This is a genomic window from Pseudoxanthomonas taiwanensis (assembly GCF_010093135.1).
Lineage (GTDB): Bacteria > Pseudomonadota > Gammaproteobacteria > Xanthomonadales > Xanthomonadaceae > Pseudoxanthomonas > Pseudoxanthomonas taiwanensis.
Genome location: NZ_PDWK01000003.1, coordinates 36,170 through 54,209 on the forward strand (window position 1 = coordinate 36,170; position 18,040 = coordinate 54,209).

The 18,040-nt window shown below is 72.0% G+C and carries 15 protein-coding genes and 2 pseudogenes; 13 read left to right on the plus strand and 4 right to left on the minus strand.

Features of this window, described 5'->3' with window-relative positions; translation table 11 throughout:
- Window positions 1-59: 59 nt before the first annotated feature.
- Window positions 60-1,175: pseudogene (gene rsgA / locus CR938_RS01250) on the plus strand (ribosome small subunit-dependent GTPase A); the annotation flags it as partial.
- Window positions 1,176-1,242: 67 nt separating this feature from the next.
- Here the strand turns inward: rsgA and CR938_RS01255 are convergent.
- The gene (locus tag CR938_RS01255) at window positions 1,243-2,478 is read right to left on the minus strand and encodes an FAD-dependent oxidoreductase (protein WP_162123269.1); all 1,236 of its coding nucleotides are present in this window, start codon (window positions 2,476-2,478) and stop codon (window positions 1,243-1,245) included.
- 24 nt (window positions 2,479-2,502) lie between these two features.
- Window positions 2,503-3,714, minus strand: coding sequence for a sodium/glutamate symporter (gltS, locus tag CR938_RS01260; protein WP_162123270.1), 1,212 nt, complete (start codon window positions 3,712-3,714; stop codon window positions 2,503-2,505).
- Window positions 3,715-4,074: 360 nt separating this feature from the next.
- On the opposite strand from gltS, the gene CR938_RS01265 reads away from it, so the two are divergent.
- The 7 genes from CR938_RS01265 (at window position 4,075) to CR938_RS14905 (ending at window position 13,323) form a co-directional block, all read left to right on the plus strand.
- Window positions 4,075-6,372, plus strand: coding sequence for an NADP-dependent malic enzyme (locus CR938_RS01265; protein WP_162123271.1), 2,298 nt, complete (start codon window positions 4,075-4,077; stop codon window positions 6,370-6,372).
- Between the two features lie 1,119 nt (window positions 6,373-7,491).
- Window positions 7,492-10,182 (plus strand): pyruvate dehydrogenase (acetyl-transferring), homodimeric type, encoded by a 2,691-nt coding sequence (gene aceE, locus CR938_RS01270; RefSeq protein ID WP_162123272.1) that lies wholly within the window; start codon window positions 7,492-7,494, stop codon window positions 10,180-10,182.
- Between the two features lie 341 nt (window positions 10,183-10,523).
- The gene (gene map / locus CR938_RS01275; RefSeq protein WP_162123273.1) at window positions 10,524-11,270 is read left to right on the plus strand and encodes a type I methionyl aminopeptidase; all 747 of its coding nucleotides are present in this window, start codon (window positions 10,524-10,526) and stop codon (window positions 11,268-11,270) included.
- Between the two features lie 141 nt (window positions 11,271-11,411).
- Entirely contained in the window at window positions 11,412-11,888 is a 477-nt protein-coding gene (locus CR938_RS01280; RefSeq protein ID WP_162123274.1) for a DUF3592 domain-containing protein, read from the plus strand.
- On the plus strand, window positions 11,885-12,382 hold the full coding sequence (locus tag CR938_RS01285) for a DUF3592 domain-containing protein (protein WP_162123275.1): 498 nt from the start codon (window positions 11,885-11,887) through the stop codon (window positions 12,380-12,382). Before CR938_RS01280 ends, CR938_RS01285 begins: the two co-directional genes overlap by 4 nt.
- A 75-nt stretch (window positions 12,383-12,457) precedes the next feature.
- Complete coding sequence (locus CR938_RS01290) at window positions 12,458-12,679, plus strand: DUF4287 domain-containing protein (RefSeq protein WP_019399062.1); 222 nt, start codon at window positions 12,458-12,460, stop codon at window positions 12,677-12,679.
- Between the two features lie 311 nt (window positions 12,680-12,990).
- On the plus strand, window positions 12,991-13,323 hold the full coding sequence (locus tag CR938_RS14905) for a glutathione S-transferase family protein (protein ID WP_425502397.1): 333 nt from the start codon (window positions 12,991-12,993) through the stop codon (window positions 13,321-13,323).
- 113 nt (window positions 13,324-13,436) lie between these two features.
- On the opposite strand, the gene CR938_RS01300 is transcribed toward CR938_RS14905, so the two are convergent.
- Window positions 13,437-13,847, minus strand: coding sequence for a hemerythrin domain-containing protein (locus CR938_RS01300; RefSeq protein ID WP_019399064.1), 411 nt, complete (start codon window positions 13,845-13,847; stop codon window positions 13,437-13,439).
- 338 nt (window positions 13,848-14,185) lie between these two features.
- Here CR938_RS01300 and CR938_RS14910 point away from each other — a divergent pair.
- From CR938_RS14910 to chaB, 4 genes and pseudogenes are all read left to right on the plus strand, one after another.
- Window positions 14,186-14,323 (plus strand): annotated as a pseudogene (locus CR938_RS14910) (YHYH domain-containing protein); the annotation flags it as partial.
- Window positions 14,324-14,454: 131 nt separating this feature from the next.
- Window positions 14,455-14,523, plus strand: a complete 69-nt coding sequence (locus CR938_RS14915) for an excalibur calcium-binding domain-containing protein (RefSeq protein WP_425502398.1) — start codon at window positions 14,455-14,457, stop codon at window positions 14,521-14,523.
- Between the two features lie 84 nt (window positions 14,524-14,607).
- On the plus strand, window positions 14,608-15,279 hold the full coding sequence (locus tag CR938_RS01310) for an SDR family oxidoreductase (RefSeq protein ID WP_162123277.1): 672 nt from the start codon (window positions 14,608-14,610) through the stop codon (window positions 15,277-15,279).
- Between the two features lie 327 nt (window positions 15,280-15,606).
- On the plus strand, window positions 15,607-15,837 hold the full coding sequence (gene chaB, locus CR938_RS01315) for a putative cation transport regulator ChaB (protein WP_162123278.1): 231 nt from the start codon (window positions 15,607-15,609) through the stop codon (window positions 15,835-15,837).
- A 167-nt stretch (window positions 15,838-16,004) separates the two neighbouring features.
- On the opposite strand, the gene CR938_RS01320 is transcribed toward chaB, so the two are convergent.
- Window positions 16,005-16,901 (minus strand): class I SAM-dependent methyltransferase, encoded by an 897-nt coding sequence (locus tag CR938_RS01320; protein WP_211365150.1) that lies wholly within the window; start codon window positions 16,899-16,901, stop codon window positions 16,005-16,007.
- Window positions 16,902-16,986: 85 nt separating this feature from the next.
- On the opposite strand from CR938_RS01320, the gene CR938_RS01325 reads away from it, so the two are divergent.
- Window positions 16,987-17,919, plus strand: coding sequence for an oxygenase MpaB family protein (locus tag CR938_RS01325; RefSeq protein ID WP_162123280.1), 933 nt, complete (start codon window positions 16,987-16,989; stop codon window positions 17,917-17,919).
- Window positions 17,920-18,040: the final 121 nt, after the last annotated feature.

The following is an 18,040-nucleotide window of genomic DNA, read 5'->3' on the forward strand; positions in this document are numbered from 1 at the left end:
CGGGCGCAAGCGTTGCACCGGAAACGGTCGCCCGGCCGGCCGCCTATACAATGCCGGGCATGACCGATGCCGCCCCCGACTACGCCACCCTCCGCCGGATCGGCTGGCCGTGGGAAGGGCCGGCCGAGGACCCGGAATGGCAGGCCCTGGCCGCCGCCCATCCCGGGTCGCGCCCGGCCCGGGTGATCGAGCAGCACCGCACCGGCTATGTGCTGGCCGAGGCACCGGAGGTGGGTTTCCGCGCCGAGTCCCCGCCCGAGTGGATGCGCCGCCCGGTGTTCCGTCCCGACGGCGTGCCCGCCCATGAGCGCGCGGCGGTCGGCGACTGGGTACTGCACGACGGCCGCCGCATCCTCGCCCTGCTGCCGCGGCGCACCGCGATCAAGCGCGCCGCCGCCGGCGAGCACTACCAGCAGCAGGTGATCGCCGCCAACGTGGACACCGCCTTCGTGGTCTGCGGTCTGGACCTGGACTTCAACCCGCGCCGCATCGAGCGCTACCTGCTGCTGGTCGGCGGCGGCGGGGTGCAGCCGGTGGTGGTGCTGACCAAGGCCGACCTGGACGGGGCCAACGCCGAGGCCGCGCGCTCGGCGCTGGCCTCGGTGGCCGCACTGGGCGTGGCGGTGGGGGCGCTGGTCGCGCGCGATCCGCGCGCGGCCGGGGGGCTGGCGCCGTGGCTGGCGCCCGGCCGCACCGGGGTGCTGGTCGGCTCCTCCGGCGCCGGCAAGTCCACCCCCACCAACACCCTGCCGGGCCAGGCGCGGATGAAGCCCGGCCAGGTGCGCGCGCGCGCCGCGCGCGGCCGCCACACCACCACCTACCGCGCGCTGCTGGCCCTGCCTTCGGGCGCTTGCCTGATCGACACCCCGGGCATGCGCGAGCTCAAGCCCACCGGCGAGGAGGAGCTGGCCGACGGCGGCTTCGCCGACATCGAGGCGCTGGCGGCGCGGTGCCGCTTCAACGACTGCGCCCATCGCAGCGAGCCCGGCTGCGCGGTGCGTGCCGCGGTCGAGGCCGGCACTTTGGACGCCAGCCGCCTGGCCAACTACCTCAAGCTGCGCGAGGAGGTGGCCGGCGCCGCCCACCGCCTGGCTTCGCGCCTGGCGCAGAAGGCCGACGCGCGCGGGCCGGCGCGCAAGGGGCCGCCGCGCCCGCCCGGCCGCTCCCGCCGCCGCTGGGCGGGCTGGAGGCCGGCGCTGCGATCGGCCAGCGTGGACCTGCCGCCACCGCGCCCGGTGCGGCTCAGCCGCGCCGGTCCAGCAGCAGCGCCGCGGCGCGCTCGCCGCTGCCCATGGCCAGGGTCCAGCCGAGCATGCCGTGGCCCACGTTCAGCACCAGGCCCTCGCGCGCGGTGCGGATGATCGGGCTGGAGAACGGCGTGACCGGACGCAGCCCGGCCCAGTGGCTCTCGATGCGGTCGTAGTCGGCCGCCTCCGGCAGCGAGGCGCGGGCCATGGCCACCAGCTCGCGCACCCGCTCCGGCACCGGGGTCGGATCCCAGTGGTTGAGGTCGGCCAGGCCGGCCACGCGGATGCGGTCGCCCAGCCGGCAGAACACCAGCTTGCGCGAGGTGTCGGTGATGCTCGCCGAGGGCGGGTTGGGACCGCAGGGCGCGGTGAAGGAATGGCCCTTGATCGCCATCAGCGGCACGTGGATGCCCAGCGGCCGCAGCAGGCGCGCGCTGTCGATGCCGGCGCAGACCACCACCGCGGCGGCGGCCAGGTCGCGGCCGTCGCGCGCGCGCAGGCGCCATTGCCGGCCCTCGCGGCGCAGGTCGGCCAGCTCGAAGCCGAACTGCGCCTGCACCCCGTACTGCCCGCGCAGCACCTCCAGCAGGCCGGTGCTGAAGCGGTACGGATCGCCGGCTTCCTCGTCGGGCGAATGGACCACGCCGAGCACCCCGCGCGCGCCGGCCAGGGCCGGCTCGATCGCGGTGGCCCGGGCCGGGTCCAGCAGCTCCTGGCGCACGCCGTGCCCGCGCTTGAGCGCCATCATCCGCCCGGCCGCCTGCAGCGGCTGCGGCTTGAAGTACAGGTGCATCTTGCCGGCCACCCGGTGGTGGAATTCCAGCGGATGCCGCTGCAGCAGCGCGTGCAGCGCCGCCTGCGACTCCAGCGCCAGCTCCAGCGTGTTGAGGGTGTTGCGTTCCAGCCGCCCCTGGGTGGCGTTGCGCAGGAAGGCCAGGCCCCAGCGCAGGAAGTCCGGATCGGCCGCCAGCCGGGTGCGGAAGGCCGCGTCGCGCCCGCCGAGGATGTCCGGCAGCTGCTTCCAAAGTGCGGGACCGGCCATCGCGTCGGTGTAGGCGTAGCTGAGCTGGGCGCCGTTGGCGAAGGAGGCGCCCTGCGCGGGGCCGTCAGCGCGGTCCACCAGGACCACGCGGGCGCCGCGGCGGGCCAGGGCGTAGGCCGTGGCCACGCCGACCACGCCGGCACCGACGACCGCGATGGCGGCTTCGCCGCCGGGGAGGGAGGAGGACATGGCAGGGATCCGGAAGGGTGGGCGCTACATCGGCCAGAAGTTCATGAAGCCGGTGATGATCAGCGCGTTGGTGAAGTCGATGAAGAAGGCGCCCACCAGAGGCGCCACCAGGAATGCGCGCGGGGCCACGCCGTAGCGCTGCACCAGGGTGCGCATCACCGCCATGGCGTTGGCGGTGGTGCCGAGCATGAAGCCGATGAAGCCGCCGCCCATCACCGCCGCGTCGTAGTCCCGGCCCATCACCCAGAACACCGGCACCGCGAACAGCGCCACCAGCGCCACCTGGATCACCAGGTTGACCACCAGCGGCAGGCCCATGCCGGCCAGCTCCCACAGGCGCAGGTTCATCAGCGCCACGGCCAGGAACAGGGCCAGGCAGACGTTGCCGATCAGTTCGATGGTGTGCACCGACATGCGCAGCCAGCCGGTGAAGTCGTCGATGTTGCGCAGCAGCGCGCCGACCAGCATGGCGCCGATGTAGGCCGGCAGGGTCAGGCCGAGGGCGTCGAAGCCCTTGCCCAGCCAGGAGCCGGCCCACATCGCCACCAGGATCAGGATGATGCTCTTGAGCGCCTGGAACTCGCGCTGGGCGTCGGACTCCACGTGCACGGCCTGGCCGGTGGCCAGGTCCGCCACCGGGGTCGGCGCCTGCCAGCCGGCGTTGGGGTTGACCACGTGGAAGCGCCGCAGCAGCACCGTGATCACCGGGCCGCCGGCCACGCCGCCCATGACGATGCCGGCCATGGCCGCGGTCACCGCCAGCGACTCGGCGCCCTGCAGGCCCGCGGCCTCGAACAGCGGGGCGAAGGCCAGGCCGGTGGCCGGGCCGCCGGTGAGGGTGGCCGAGCCGGCCAGCACGCCGAACATCGGATGCAGCCCGAACACCTTGGCCACGGCGATGCCCACCAGGTTCTGCAGCACCGCAAAGCCGCTGGCCAGCAGCAGGAACACCAGCACCTGGCGGCCGCTGACCTTCAGCAGCGACAGGCTGGCGTTGACGCCGATGGTGGTGAAGAAGGCGATCATCAGCGGCGACTGCAGCGAGGTGTCCAGCTGGTACAGCGTGACGTCGTTGCGGAACGCCCACCAGGACGCCAGCGCCACCAGCAGGCCGCCGACCACCGGCTCGGGCAGGTTGTAGCGGCGCAGGACGGGGATCGCCCGGCACAGACCGTAGCCCAGGAACAGGGCCAGCCCGCCAAAGGCCACGGTTTGCACGGCATCAAGCTGGATCATCGGGGGGACACCTCGGTGGGGGGAGAACGGGCGACGGGAACGCCCGGGCCGCCGGCCCGCGCGAGGACGCGGCCTCCCGTCCGCACGGGGCGTCCGTGCGGCGCCGCGGCTGCCTGGGAGTTTCCGTCAGGACCGCCAATGATCCGGGGCCGGGCGGTCCCGCGTCCACAGGTGGCGGCCCGGCCCGCCGACGCCGTCCCGCATGTGAGTGCCAACACGCCTGCTCCGGGACCGGCGGCACTTGCATCCTGCAGCCGGATTGCTGCAGCCGCACACGCACCGCGGCGGCGGCCGGGCGCCGCGGCCGCCGTGGAAAGCCTTAGAATCGATGCCCCTCCCGCGCCGTCGAATCCTGTCTCGATGTCCGAACAAGAAGATTTCAAACAGGCCGCCCTCGACTACCACCGCTCGCCGCGTCCGGGCAAGATCAAGGTGACCGCGACCAAGGCGATGCTGACCCAGCGCGACCTGTCGCTGGCCTACTCCCCGGGCGTGGCCTACGCCTGCGAGGAGATCGCCCGTGACCCGCGCCTGGCCTCCGACTACACCGCGCGCGGCAACCTGGTGGCGGTGGTCTCCAACGGCACCGCCGTGCTGGGCCTGGGCAACATCGGCCCGCTGGCCGGCAAGCCGGTGATGGAAGGCAAGGGCGTCCTGTTCCAGAAGTTCGCCGGCATCGACGTCTTCGACATCGAGATCGACGAGACCGACCCGGACAAGCTGGTCGACATCATCGCCTCGCTGGAGCCGACCTTCGGCGGCATCAACCTCGAGGACATCAAGGCCCCCGAGTGCTTCATCGTCGAGCGCAAGCTGCGCGAGCGGATGAAGATCCCGGTGTTCCACGACGACCAGCACGGCACCGCCATCATCGTCGGCGCCGCGGTGGTCAACGCCCTGCAGGTGGTCGGCAAGAAGATCGAGGAGGTCAGGCTGGCCACCACCGGCATGGGCGCGGCCGGCATCTCCTGCGTGGACATGCTGGTTTCGCTGGGCCTGAAGCCGGAGAACATCCTGGCCTACGACCGCGGCGGCGTGATCCACACCGGCCGCGAGGACCTGGACCCGGAGAAGCGCCGCTACGCGCGCGACACCGACAAGCGCACCCTGGCCGAAATCGTCGAGGGCGCCGACATCTTCCTGGGCCTGTCGGCCGGCGGCATCCTCACGCCGGAGATGGTCGCCACCATGGCCGAGCGCCCGATCATCCTGGCGCTGGCCAACCCGTACCCGGAGATCATGCCGGAGGAGGCCAGGCGCGTCCGTCCGGACTGCATCATCGCCACCGGCCGCTCCGACTACCCGAACCAGGTCAACAACGCGCTCTGCTTCCCGTACCTGTTCCGCGGCGCACTGGACGTGGGCGCGACCACCATCAACGAGGCGATGAAGATCGCCTGCGTGCACGCCATCGCCGCGCTGGCGCGCAAGGAGGCCACCGACCTGGGCAGCGCCTACGGCGACGACGTGCCCAGCTTCGGTCCCGACTACCTGATCCCGCGCCCGTTCGACCCGCGCCTGCTGGTGGAGCTGTCCTCGGCGGTGGCGCAGGCGGCGATGGACTCCGGTGTGGCGCAGCGTCCGATCGAGGACATGCGCGCCTACCGCGAGAAGCTGAGCCAGTTCGTCTACCGCACCAGCCTGATGATGAAGCCGGTGTACGACCGCGCGCGCGCCGACCGCAAGCGCGTGGCCTACGCCGAGGGCGAGGAGGAGGTGGTGCTGCGCGCGGTGCAGACCGTGGTGGACGAGGGCCTGGCCTTCCCGATCCTGATCGGCCGCCCCGAGGTGATCGAGAACCGCATCAAGCGCCTGGGCCTGCGCATCCGCCCGGGCGTGGACGTGGAGATCACCAACCAGGACAACGACCCGCGCTTCAACGAGTACTGGCAGTACTACCACTCGCTGACCGAGCGCCGCGGCGTGACCGTGGCCGCGGCCAAGACCCTGATGCGCTCGCGCACCACCCTGATCGGCGCGGTGATGGTGGCGCGCGGCGAGGCCGACGCCCTGCTGACCGGCATGGTCGGCCGCTTCCACAAGAAGCTGGGCTACGTGCGCAGCGTGATCCCGCTGGATCCGGGCGTGCAGTCCACCTCGGCAATGACCGGCGTCATCAACAACCAGGGCGTGTGGTTCTTCCTGGACACCCACGTGCAGGACGATCCCACCGCCGAGCAGATCGCCGAGGCCACCCTGCAGGCGGCCTACCGCCTGAAGCTGTTCGGCATCGAGCCGCGGGTGGCGCTGCTGTCGCACTCCAACTTCGGCAGCCACGACACCCCGGGCGCGCAGAAGATGCAGCGCGTGCGCGAGCTGCTGCGCAAGCGCGCTCCGCGCCTGAACATGGACGGCGAGATGCAGGGCGACACCGCCTGGGACGAGGTGCTGCGCGGCAAGATCATGCCCAACAGCACCCTCAAGGGCCGGGCCAACCTGTTCGTGCTGCCGAACCTGGACGCGGCCAACATCGCCTACAACCTGGTGCGCGTGTTCACCGAGGGCGTGGCCATCGGCCCGATCCTGATGGGCATCAGCAAGCCGGTGCACATCCTCACCAACAGCGCCACCCCGCGCCGCATCGTCAACATGACGGCCATTGCCGCGGTGGACGCGCAGATCCGCCAGCAGCTGGAGGAAGGCCGCAACAACGGCTGACCGGTCCGGCGCCGGTGGCCTCGGAATACGGCCCCGCTTCGGCGGGGCCTTTTCCTGTGCGAGTTGGAAAAAGGACTACAACGGGGTCGGTACAAACCGCCCGGTGGTGGTGACGGGGCCCGAGCCCGGGCTGGTGGCCGCCTGCTCCGGTGGCCACCGCTTCCAGGCCCTCGGCGACGCCATCGATGGCATGTACCGGGACGTGGCGGCGGGGAAGGCGGTCGACTGCGCCGCCCCGGCACGCGCCCGTGCAGGCCTCGATGCCGGCGCGCGTACCTCCACCACAAGGCCTTCCGGGGCGTGGCCGGCGGAGTTCTGCGCCCGTTCGGCAACCTTCCGCGGCCGCCTGGACAGGTGCGGGCGTTTCCGCGCCGCCCTGTTCCCGGACGATACCGGAGTCCGCCTGTTCACCGCGGGTGTCGAGGTCGCCACCGTGATCGGGGCCCGGATGCCACGGGCCGAGTGGCATCCGGGCCTGGCCGCGGGCCGATCCACGCTGTCGCTGTTCCCGGAGATTCACCGCTGCGGCTTCGGGCGAGGCCGGCACCGTGACCACCCGCAGGCTGGAGAGCCCGGCCGTCCCGTCCGCGCCCGAAGGGCCGACCGACCCTCCGGCCGTGCAGATGCGGCCCTGATGCCGGCGCGTGTGCGCCTGCGGGCATTGCCGGTGAAACCATGAGCGCCCATCCGGCGCTCCGTGCACGGGCGCAGAAGGTGCACGGGCGGGCGCGCGCCGGAGCCGTCACGTCCGCGACGGCCGGAGCGCGCACCCGCTCCGTCGTCACGGGTGCCGCAACGGTTCGTTCCGCGCCGGTGGCGACGGCCGGTACGTGGCCCCGGGGAGCGCGTCATGACGCGTTTCCATGCTGCGGTGCAGTGTCCCGTGGACAATCCCGCGCCATCGCAGGCGGCGCCTGCATCGGCGCGGTTGCGGCCTGGCCGGACCGGAGCATCCGGTTGCCCGGTCCACCCGCGTCACGGTTGCGCGGCCGCCTGCTTGCACGTGCCCACATACGCCTGCGTAGCGAGATGGGCGCACCCCGCCATGCGCTAAACTCCCAAGTCCACGAATTTGTGTCGGTTTTGCAGCCGCGGCCCCCCGCGCGGTATGGGAGTGATATGAACTGGTTGAACGAGGTTCTCGAGGACGATCCGAACCCGACCGAAACCCGGGAATGGATCGAGTCGCTCAAGGCGGTCATCGACCGTGATGGCCCCGAGCGCGCGCACCGGCTGCTGGAGGGCATGGTCGAGCTGACCCGCCGCTCCGGTGCGTTCCTGCCGTTCTCGCCGACCACCGAGTACATCAACACCATTCCGCCGCACCTGGAGGCCAAGTCCCCGGGCGATGCGGACCTGGAGTGGCGCATCCGCTCGATCATCCGCTGGAACGCGATGGCGATGGTCGTGCGCGCCAACCGCAAGCCGGGCGACCTGGGTGGCCACATCGCCTCCTTCGCCTCGGCCGCGACCCTGTACGACGTCGGCTTCAACCACTTCTGGCGTGCCCCGGGCAACGGGCACCCGGGCGACCTGCTGTTCATCCAGGGCCACAGCGCGCCGGGCATCTACGCCCGTGCCTTCCTGGAAGGCCGCATCAGCGAGAGCCAGCTGGACAACTTCCGCATGGAGGTGGACGGCCGCGGCATCTCGTCCTACCCGCACCCGTGGCTGATGCCGGACTTCTGGCAGACCCCGACCGTGTCCATGGGCCTGGGCCCGCTGGCGGCGATCTACCAGGCGCAGTTCATGCGCTACCTGGAGCACCGCGGCCTGATCGAGCCGTCCGACCGCAAGGTCTGGTGCTTCCTGGGCGACGGCGAGACCGACGAGCCGGAGAGCCTGGGCGCCATCTCGCTGGCCGGCCGCGAGGGCCTGGACAACCTGATCTTCGTGGTCAACTGCAACCTGCAGCGCCTGGACGGCCCGGTGCGCGGCAACGGCAAGATCATCCAGGAGCTGGAAGGCGTCTTCCGCGGCGCCGGCTGGAACGTCATCAAGCTGCTGTGGGGTTCGTACTGGGATCCGCTGCTGGCGCGCGACACCAACGGCGTGCTGCGCAAGCTGATGATGGAGACCGTCGACGGCGAGTACCAGAACTGCAAGGCCTTCGGCGGCGCCTATACCCGCGAGCATTTCTTCGGCAAGTATCCGGAGACCCGCGCCATGGTCGCCAACCTGTCCGACGAGGACATCTGGCGCCTGAACCGCGGCGGCCATGACCCGCACAAGGTCTACGCCGCCTACCACGCCGCGGTGAACACCAAGGGCATGCCCACCGTGATCCTGGCCAAGACGGTCAAGGGCTACGGCATGGGCTCGGCCGGCGAGTCGCTCAATCCGACCCACCAGACCAAGAAGCTGGACGACGAGGCCATCCGCGCCTTCCGCGACCGCTTCAACATCCCGATCAGCGACAAGCAGCTGGCCGAGGCGCCGCAGGTGCCGTTCTACCACCCGGGCGAGGATTCGCCGGAGGTGCAGTACCTGAAGGAGCGCCGCGCCGCGCTGGGTGGCTACCTGCCGCAGCGCCGCCGCAAGGCCAGCAAGAGCTTCGTGGTCCCGGCCCTGGACAAGTTCGAGCGCCTGCTCAAGGAGAGCGGCGAGCGCGCCTACTCCACCACTATGGCCTTCGTGCAGACGCTCAACATCGCCCTGCGCGACAAGGAGATCGGTCCGCGCATCGTGCCGATCGTGGCCGACGAGGCCCGAACCTTCGGCATGGAGGGCCTGTTCCGCCAGATCGGCATCTACGCGCCGTTCGGCCAGAAGTACAAGCCGGTGGACGCCGACCAGCTGATGTACTACCGCGAGGACCAGGCCGGCCAGGTGCTGCAGCAGGGCATCAGCGAGGCCGGCGCCATGGCCTCGTGGATGGCCGCAGGCACCAGCTACTCGGTGTCCGACGTGCCGATGCTGCCGTTCTACATCTACTACTCGATGTTCGGCTTCCAGCGCGTCGGCGACATCGCCTGGCAGGCGGCGGACATGCGCACCCGCGGCTTCCTGCTGGGCGGCACTTCCGGCCGCACCACGCTCAACGGCGAGGGCCTGCAGCACGAGGACGGCCACAGCCACCTGCTGGCCGGCGCCATCCCCAACTGCCGCGCCTACGACCCGACCTTCGGCTACGAGGTCACCGTCATCGTCCAGCACGGCATGAAGCGCATGCTGGAGGAGCAGGTCGACGAGTACTACTACATCACCCTGATGAACGAGAACTACCCGCACCCGGCCATGCCGGAGGGCGCGGAGGAGGGCATCGTCAAGGGCATGTACCTGCTCAGGGACGCCGGCAAGCCCAAGAAGGGCGAGCTGCGCGTGCAGCTGCTGGGCAGCGGCACCATCCTGCGCGAGGCCATCGCTGCCGCCGAGCTGCTGGACAAGGACTTCGGTGTGACCGCCGACATCTGGTCCTGCACCAGCTTCACCGAGCTGCGCCGCGACGGCTTCGCCGCCGAGCGCTGGAACCGCCTGCACCCGGAGGAGCCGCAGCGCAAGCCGTACGTCACCCAGCTGCTGGAAGGCCGCCAGGGCCCGGCCATCGCCGCCACCGACTACGTGCGCGGCTTCGCCGACCAGATCCGCGCCTTCGTGCCGATGCACTACACCGTGCTGGGCACCGACGGCTTCGGCCGCTCCGACACCCGCGCCAACCTGCGCCGCTTCTTCGAGGTGGACCGCTACTACATCGCCCACGCCGCGATCGCGGCCTTGGCGAAGGAGGGCAAGATGACCGGCAAGGACGTGGCCAGGGCGATCAAGCTGTACAAGATCGATCCGGAGAAGGCGAACCCTGTGGGGGTTTGATCGCGGCTTCCTGTTGGATCAAAGGAAAGGCGGCTTCGGGCCGCCTTTCTTCTTTTTGGCGAGGACTATCTGTTCCGCTTCAAGGTCGAAGCCGAGCGCTGAGTAGGCGGCTGGCGGTCGCGCCCCAGTGCATGCGGGTGATCGCTGCAGCTGTGGGCGCGGATCGTAAGGATCCCGCCACCATGGGGATGGTGGGGCGGCATGCGTCAGGCGTTGGGCATCTCCGGGACAGTGGGCTTCCCACCTCGTCTCGCCGTCTTCGCTTGTCTCAGGCCGCGCTGGCCAAAGCATGCCCGTTCGCCGCTAGGAGGGAGCGATTCTTCTCGTTGTAGACTCCGCGCATGACCATCGAATCCCCTTCCGACCTGGCGGCCCTGCAGCGCATTGGCGGCATCGTCGGGCGCGTGCGCGAGGCCATGCTGGCGGCGGCCGTGCCGGGCATGACCACGGCCGAGCTGGACGCCATCGGCGAGCGCATGCTGGCCGAGGCAGGCGCCACGCCTGCACCGCGTGCGGTGTACCAGTTCCCGGGCGCGACCTGCATCAGCGTCAACGAGGAGGCCGCGCATGGCGTGCCGGGCGACCGCGTGCTGCGCGCCGGCGATGTGCTCAACGTGGACGTGTCGGCCGAGCTGGACGGCTTCTATGCCGACACCGGCGGCACCCGCGTGCTGCCCAAGGCCTCGGCGCGCGATACCAGGCTGTGCCACGCCTCGCGCACTGCGTTGGCGGAGGCGCTGAAGGTCGCCCGCGCCGGGCAGCCGCTGAACCTGATCGGCAAGGCCATCGAGGCCACTGCGCGCCGGTTCGGCTTCCGGGTGATCGAGAACCTGGGCAGCCACGGCGTGGGCCGCAGCCTGCACGAGGAGCCGGACCATATCCCCGGCTACTACGACCCGACCGACGCGCGCGTGCTGGAGGAGGGCATGGTGATCACCATCGAGCCCTTCATCTCCACCCGTACCCGCGTGGTCGAGGAAGCCGGCGATGGCTGGACCCTGCTGGGCGCGCCGGGCAACCGCTCGGCCCAGTACGAGCACACCCTGGTCATCACCCGCGACGCGCCCATCGTCCTGACCCTGCACTGAGCATCCCCGGCCGTTGCCAGCGGCCGCCGTGGTGCCGGATGATCCGACGCCGACAGGGCAGACGCGGGGCGGGGGGAGTTGCCCCGCCACGGGATTGGTGGTCGCCTGCCCGGGGCCACAAGGGGACGGGCAACACAGGTGTTGAAGCAGCTGTTCTGCGCGCTGTTCGTGCTGCTGGGCGCGGCCTTGCTGGCCGCGGGCCTGCACGGGCTGTCCCACGCCGCGGCCTCGCGCGACTGGCCGGCCGTGGAAGGCGTGGTGCTGGATGCCGGGCTGGACGTCCGCCGCTCCCACACCTTCCTCCCGCGCGTGCACTACCGCTACCAGGTGCGCGGGCAGTCCTACGAGTCCCCCCGCCTGTACTTCTCCGGCCTGCCGGTTTCCAGCGACCGCAAGGACGCCGAAGCCATGCTTGCCGGCCTGGCACCGGGGCGGAAGGTGGCCGTGTTCCACCACCCCGCCCGGCCGGAGCTTGCGGTGCTGCAGCCGGGGATTACCGCGGCCGCCCGCCTGCCCCTGTTCGGCGGGCTGGTGTTCATGGGCTTTGGCCTGCTGTGCCTGTACCTGGAACGGCGCGCGTGGCGCAGGGGGCGCCCGGCCGCGGAGGCCGGCACGTGAGCGTGGCGGAGTACCTGGTGCGCATGTGGCACGGCGCGGCCGCCGGCGACAGGCAGGCGCTGCTGTTCTGGATGTGGATGTACGCCTCGCTGTGCTGCGGCTACGGCGCGTGGTACCTGCTGCGCATCCGCCGCTGGCCCGCGGTGGCCGGCACCCTGCGCATGCTGGAACAGCGCCAGATCGGCGTGGCCCTGCTCCGGGCGGAGCGTACCTACCGCATGAAGGCCGACTATGAGTACGAAGTGGACGGCCGTCGCTACCGTGGCTCGCGGGTGACGGCCTGGCCGCTGGCTGCCTCCGGCGCCCTCCGCGGCCTGCTCGAGCTGCAGCGCCTGGGCGTGCACGCGGACGGCGACCGGGTGCGGGTGCTGCACCACCCGACCCGCCACCACCGCGCCTTCCTGGTGCGTCCGGGGTGGTTCGGGATCGGTTTCCTGCTGGTCCTGCCCCTGCTGCCACCGCTGCGGTACTTCGCCCACTACGGACTGCGCTAGGCGGCGCGCCCGCAATGTCGATCGGGGCGCGCCCGGGACGTCGTACCGGCGACATCCCCGCGCACGGAGCACGCCATGGGCAATCCAGCAGGGGCCACCGGGCCCGCGTCCTACTTCCCCTCGATCGAACGAACCTACGGCAAGCCCATCGCCCACTGGCTGGCGGTGCTGGACCAGACCGCCGGACTGGCGCACATGGACCAGGTGGCCCTGCTCAGGCAGACCCACGGCCTGGGCCACGGCCATGCCAATGCCCTCGTCGCCTGGCACCGCAGCCGGCAGGGGAGGGGCGCATGAAGCTGCTGTACAGCCGCAACCCCAACCCGCGCCTGGCCGTGGCCACCGCGCGCTACCTGCAGGCGCCGGTGCAGTTCGAGTTTGCCGCGCCGCTGGCGCCGGGCCAGGCCGAGCGCTACCGCCCGCTCACCCCGGCGCTGCGCGTCCCGATCCTGGTGTACGACGACGGCAGCAGCCTGTGGGAAACCGACGCCATCGCCTGCCGGCTGGCGCGCGAGGTGCGTTCGCCGTTCTGGCGCACCGGCATGGACGAGCCGGCAATGCTGCAATGGCTCAGCTGGGGCAAGCAGAACTTCGTGCGCGCCTGCGACATGGTCCAGTTCGAGTACGTGACCAAGCAGTGCTACGGCCTGGGACCGGTGGACCGGGGCGAGGTGGCCAAGGGCCTGGCGCTGTTCGCCGAAAGCGCCGCGCTGCTGGAGGAACAGCTGGCCGCGCGGCCCTGGCTGTTGCGCGACGGGATCTCCTATGCGGACTTCCGCCTGGCCAGCTTCCTGCCGCACCACGAGATCGCCGGCCTGCCGCTGCATGACTATCCGGCGATCCGCGCCTNGTACGCGCGGATCGAGGCGCTTCCGGCCTGGTCCGATCCCTTCGCCGGACTGGACGCACCGGAGCTGCCGCCGGTACCGCAGGCGGCCTAGCTGCCCGCGGCCACGAGGTGCCGGCGATGGCGGACATGCCGTTCCTGGGGCCTGGCCTGGGCTCGCTGGCGTTCTTCGCCGCCGCCTTCGTCGCGCCGGTGGCGGCGCCGCGCTCAGAGCCGGCCGGCGGCCGGATACAGCTCCCGGTCCTCGCGGCGCAGGCGTTCGTACAGCGCCCGCAGCACGGTGTTGGCGTCGCTGCGGAACGCTTCCGGGTCGGCCTGCAGCCGCGCCGGCACCCGCCAGCGCTCGACGAAACGGCCGAAGGCCTCGGCCAGGCCCTGCATCTCGGCCTGGTAGCGGGAGCTGAGCGCGGCCAGGTCGGCGCGGCCGCTGCGCGCCAGGCGCGGGTACAGCACCTGGTCCTCGGCCGCCAGGTGGAACTTGATCAGGCTGGCGGTGCCGACGATGGCCTGGCTGATGGCACCGGCGTTGCCGGCGATCCCGGCCCGTGACAGCGAGCGCAGGGTCTCGATCTGCTCCAGGATCGTCGCGTGGTCGCGGTGGTAGCGATCCATGTCCATGGCGTGTTGCAGTCCTCGCGTGCATGGGCGGATGCCCACGCGCGCACTGTGGCGGTCGCCGCTTCGTGGTGCCCTGACCTGGGTCAAGCGCGGGCCATGCCGGCCGCAATCCGCAGGGCCTGGGCCACGCATGCACGCCGCGGCGCGTGCGGGCAAATGCAGCAGGACGGAGGCGGAGCAGGCGTTGCAGGATGCGGGGTTCCCGTCGGCGCAGGCATGCGCCTGCGTCGACGACCGGTCCGCCCCGGCCCCAGTCCCGGAGGGGTGAACCAGTGTCCGATTGCATGCCAGGGCATTTGGCGGTACCTGTGTGCGGACACCGGGAGGGAGGGGGATCCATGCGCAACAGGCGCAAGTCCAGGTCTTGGTGGTTGCTGCTGGTCGTGCTGCTCGCGCCGCTGGCCCCGCTGGCGCAGGCCCACCCCGGCGGGCTCAACGCCGAGGGCTGCCACCACGACCGCCGCAACGGCGGCTACCACTGCCATCGCGCGCCCGCCGGCAATACCGCCAGCCAGGCGCAGTCGCTGCAGGCGCCCGCGCGCGCGGCCCCGGCCAATGGCCGTGCCTTCCGCAACTGCGCCGAGGCCCGCGCCGCCGGTGCCGCCCGGTGCGCCGCGGCGATCCCGGCTACGGCCTGCACCTGGACCGCGACAACGACGGCATCGGCTGCGAGTAGCGCCGGCCACGGCGGGATGCGGCGGCCGGTCCGCGGACGGCGCTGGCCTAGAATGTCCGTCCCCCACACGTTGAAGGAGTCGTCATGGCCACCTATTTGATCACCGGTGCCAACCGCGGCATCGGCCTGTCCCTGACCAAGCAGCTGCGTGCCCGCGGCGACACGGTCATCGCCGTCTGCCGTCAGGGCAGCCCGGCGCTGCAGGCCACCGGCGCGGAGGTGATCGAGGGCGTCGACGTGTCCGACGCGCAGGCGGTGGCGGCGCTGCCGCAGAAGTTGGCCGGCCGCCGCATCGACGTGCTGGTGCTCAACGCCGGCATCTTCACCAACGAGACGCTGGAGGCGCTGGATGCCGACGCCTTCGCCCGCATCCAGCGCCAGTTCGAGGTCAATACCCTCGGCCCGCTGCGCGTGGCCGCGGCGGTGCAGGGACTGCTGGCCGACGGCGGCAAGATCGGCATCATCACCAGCCGCATGGGCTCGATCGCAGACAACGGTTCGGGCGCCTACTACGGCTACCGCGCCTCCAAGGCCGCGGTGAACGCGATCGGCAAGTCGCTGGCGGTGGACCTGGCCCCGCGCAGCATCGCCGTATTCCTGCTGCACCCGGGCCGCGTGGCCACCGACATGCTCGGCGGCCAGGGCGACATCACCCCGGACGAGGCCGCCACCAATCTGATTGCGCGCCTGGACGGTCTGACGCTCGCCGACAGCGGCACTTTCTGGCACGCCAACGGCACCCCGCTGCCCTGGTGAGGCGCGGCAGCCCGGCAACCGCGACGGCGCCCGGATCACCCCGCATCCGGGCGCCGTCGCATTCGTACACCGGAAATCCGCAGGAGCCGCGTCAGCGGCGATCCGACGGACGCATCCGGCCGCGTCCCAGGCTCCCGTGCCGGTTCCGGGTGGGCATGGCGCCGGTTTTGCATGGCGATCGAACGCGGGGCCCGGCCGCGCCTGCCGGGTCGCCGCGTACGCGGCTCCCGCAGGGGCTGCGGCGTTGACGCGGGCCACATGGTTCCTTGCCGCGTGCCTGACCGGGCCGGTGGGAGGCTGGGCATCCGTTGCAGCGGAGGCCAACCCATGCCTTACCGGAGCATCCAGGACCTGCCTGAATCGGTGCTCGACCACGTGCCCAAGCACGCGCAGGAGATCTACAAGGAGGCGTTCAACAGCGCCTGGGACCAGTACGCCGATCCGGACGACCGCCGCGGCGACGCCTCGCGCGAGGAGGTGGCCCACCGCGTGGCCTGGGCCGCGGTCAAGGAGAAGTACGAGAAGGGCGAGGACGGCGACTGGCACGCGCGCCGCTGACAGGCCGCGTCCACCCGGCGAGAGGATGTGGGGCGTGCCTGCGCCGGTGGCGTGTGCACGTCGTCCCCGCCCCCCTTATGGACGTCGGGTCGTTCCGATGTGGCGGTTGAACGCGGACCGTGGCCACGCCGTCGGGTCGCCGCGTTCGCGGCGGCTGCAGCCGGGGATCACCGCTTGCAGGCCAGCACGCCGTCCAGGGCCAGGCGGGTGCTGAAGCCGGCCTCGTCCAGGCGGCGGGCCACCTCGCGCGGGACGTCGCGGCCGCTGGTCAGGCGGTTGGGGCTGCCGGTGTAGTGGAACAGGTGGCCGCCGCGGCGCAGCACACGTGCCAGCTGGCCGTAGAACGCCCGGGAGTACAGCTCGCCGGCGATGGCGAAGCGCGGCGGGTCGTGCAGGGCCACCTCGTACGCGGCATCGGGCAGGGCGGCGATGGCCGCGGTGATGTCGGCATGGCGCAGCTGCAGTCGGCCACCGTGCTCCGGCGCCTCCGGATCCGGCGACCAGGGGTTGAGTGTGCGCAGCCACAGCACATCGTCGTTCTTCTCGAACGAGTCGATGCGTGCCGCGCCGGCCTCCAGGCAGCAGGCGGCGAAATAGCCCAGCCCGCCGCAGGTGTCCAGCACCGTGCGCCCGCGCGGCTGCACCAGCGCCACCTTGCGCCGCGCGTCCTCCAGCGGCGACGCCTTCGCCGTGGGCAGCATCTTGATGCCGTCGATCTCGAAGGTGGGCACGTCCCACCCGGTCGGCACCAGCTTGATCAGCGCCCCGGAATAGCGCGACACCGGCACCCAGTCCTGTCCGTCGAACCAGTAGAGCGTGCGCTCCTTCAGCGGACCGGGCCAGGGCCAGGCGCGGCCCCGCCACAGCCAGCGGTCGGCGGCCAGGGTCACGCTGTCCACGCTGCGGCCCAGGTCCAGCGAGCCGGTCCAGTGCGGTGCGCCGGCGTCGTGCGCCTGGCGCAGGGCATGCGCCGTGGCGCGGGTGAGCAGGGGGCCGGTGTAGTGCGGCACGGCGTGGCGGGAGGTGGACGGTCCGGCATCGTACCCCGGAACGCCGGCGGGCAGGCGTAGATGGACGCCGCATGAACCGCCATCGCGCCTTGCGCCCGTGGTCAGGTCCGCTTCCGCGGGCGCGGCCTAGCATGGCCGCATGATCGCCCTGGCCCTTCCCGATCCGCTCGCGCGGCAGGTCCGCAGCTGGGTCCTGCACGCGTTCCCGCGCGGGCAGAGCGGGATCGACTACGACGAGCCGATCGGCGATCCCGGCCTGTTTGGACCGGACACCGTCACCTGGCGGGTGCACGCGGATTTCCCGGGCATGCTGGCCGGCGGGCTGTGCGCGCTGATGCTGCAGCTGCTGCACCCGCGCGCGCTGGCCGGCGTGTACGACCACTCCAACTTCCGCCAGGACCTGGTCGGCCGGCTGCGCCGCACCACCGCCTTCGTCGCCGGCACCACCTACGCCGGCGGCGCGCAGGCCCGCGCGATGATCGAGCGGGTGCGGCGCATCCACGCCCAGGTGGCCGGCACCCTCCCGGACGGCCGGCCGTACGCGGCCAGCGAGCCGGAACTGCTGACCTGGGTGCACGTGACCGAGGCCTACGGCTTCCTCGAGGGTTACCGCCGCTACTGCCGGCCGGTGCCGACGGAGATGGCCGACCGCTACTACGACGAGGTGCGCCGCGTGGCCGAGGCGCTGGGCGCGCGCGAGGTGCCGGCCACGGAAGCGGCGGTGCACGCCCATCTGGAGGCGATGCGCCCGCGGCTGCGGCTGGACGCGCGTGCGCGCGAGGTGCTGGCGGGGCTGTGCGCGATGCGCCTGCCGGGGCCCGGGCCGGGCCTGTCGCGCGAGCTGTTCCTGGGGGCGGGCGCGGCCCTGCTGCCGGACTGGGCCGCGCGGACGCTGGGCCTGGACGGCCTGCGCCGGCGCGTGGCCGCGGCGGCGCTGGTGCGCCTGGCGCCGGCCTTCCGCCGCGCCCTGGACGACGGCCCGGCGGTGCGCGCCTGCCGCCGGATCGGCGTGACCCGCGCGGTGCTGGCGCGCTGGCCGCGCCCTGCCGTGGCGGGCCCGAGGCACGGCTGAAGGGCTTCCCGGGCCCCGTACCCGGCGGGGTATGATCCGGCCATTGCAACAGGGCGGGCACGCACTACCAGGGGGAAGGAGCACCACGCCAGTCCGGAGGCGCATGCATGCCGCCCGTCCG

Bases quoted from the DNA above. Each gene is read 5' to 3' on its own strand.
- CR938_RS01300 (WP_019399064.1), bottom strand. From the start codon at position 13,847: ATGGACATGGATCGCTACCACCGCGACCACGCGACGATCCTGGAGCAG.
- CR938_RS01265 (WP_162123271.1), top strand. From the start codon at position 4,075: ATGTCCGAACAAGAAGATTTCAAACAGGCCGCCCTCGACTACCACCGC.
- CR938_RS01290 (WP_019399062.1), top strand. From the start codon at position 12,458: ATGGGCAATCCAGCAGGGGCCACCGGGCCCGCGTCCTACTTCCCCTCG.
- CR938_RS01325 (WP_162123280.1), top strand. From the start codon at position 16,987: ATGATCGCCCTGGCCCTTCCCGATCCGCTCGCGCGGCAGGTCCGCAGC.
- aceE (WP_162123272.1), top strand. From the start codon at position 7,492: ATGAACTGGTTGAACGAGGTTCTCGAGGACGATCCGAACCCGACCGAA.
- CR938_RS01310 (WP_162123277.1), top strand. From the start codon at position 14,608: ATGGCCACCTATTTGATCACCGGTGCCAACCGCGGCATCGGCCTGTCC.
- CR938_RS01255 (WP_162123269.1), bottom strand. From the start codon at position 2,478: ATGTCCTCCTCCCTCCCCGGCGGCGAAGCCGCCATCGCGGTCGTCGGT.
- chaB (WP_162123278.1), top strand. From the start codon at position 15,607: ATGCCTTACCGGAGCATCCAGGACCTGCCTGAATCGGTGCTCGACCAC.
- map (WP_162123273.1), top strand. From the start codon at position 10,524: ATGACCATCGAATCCCCTTCCGACCTGGCGGCCCTGCAGCGCATTGGC.
- gltS (WP_162123270.1), bottom strand. From the start codon at position 3,714: ATGATCCAGCTTGATGCCGTGCAAACCGTGGCCTTTGGCGGGCTGGCC.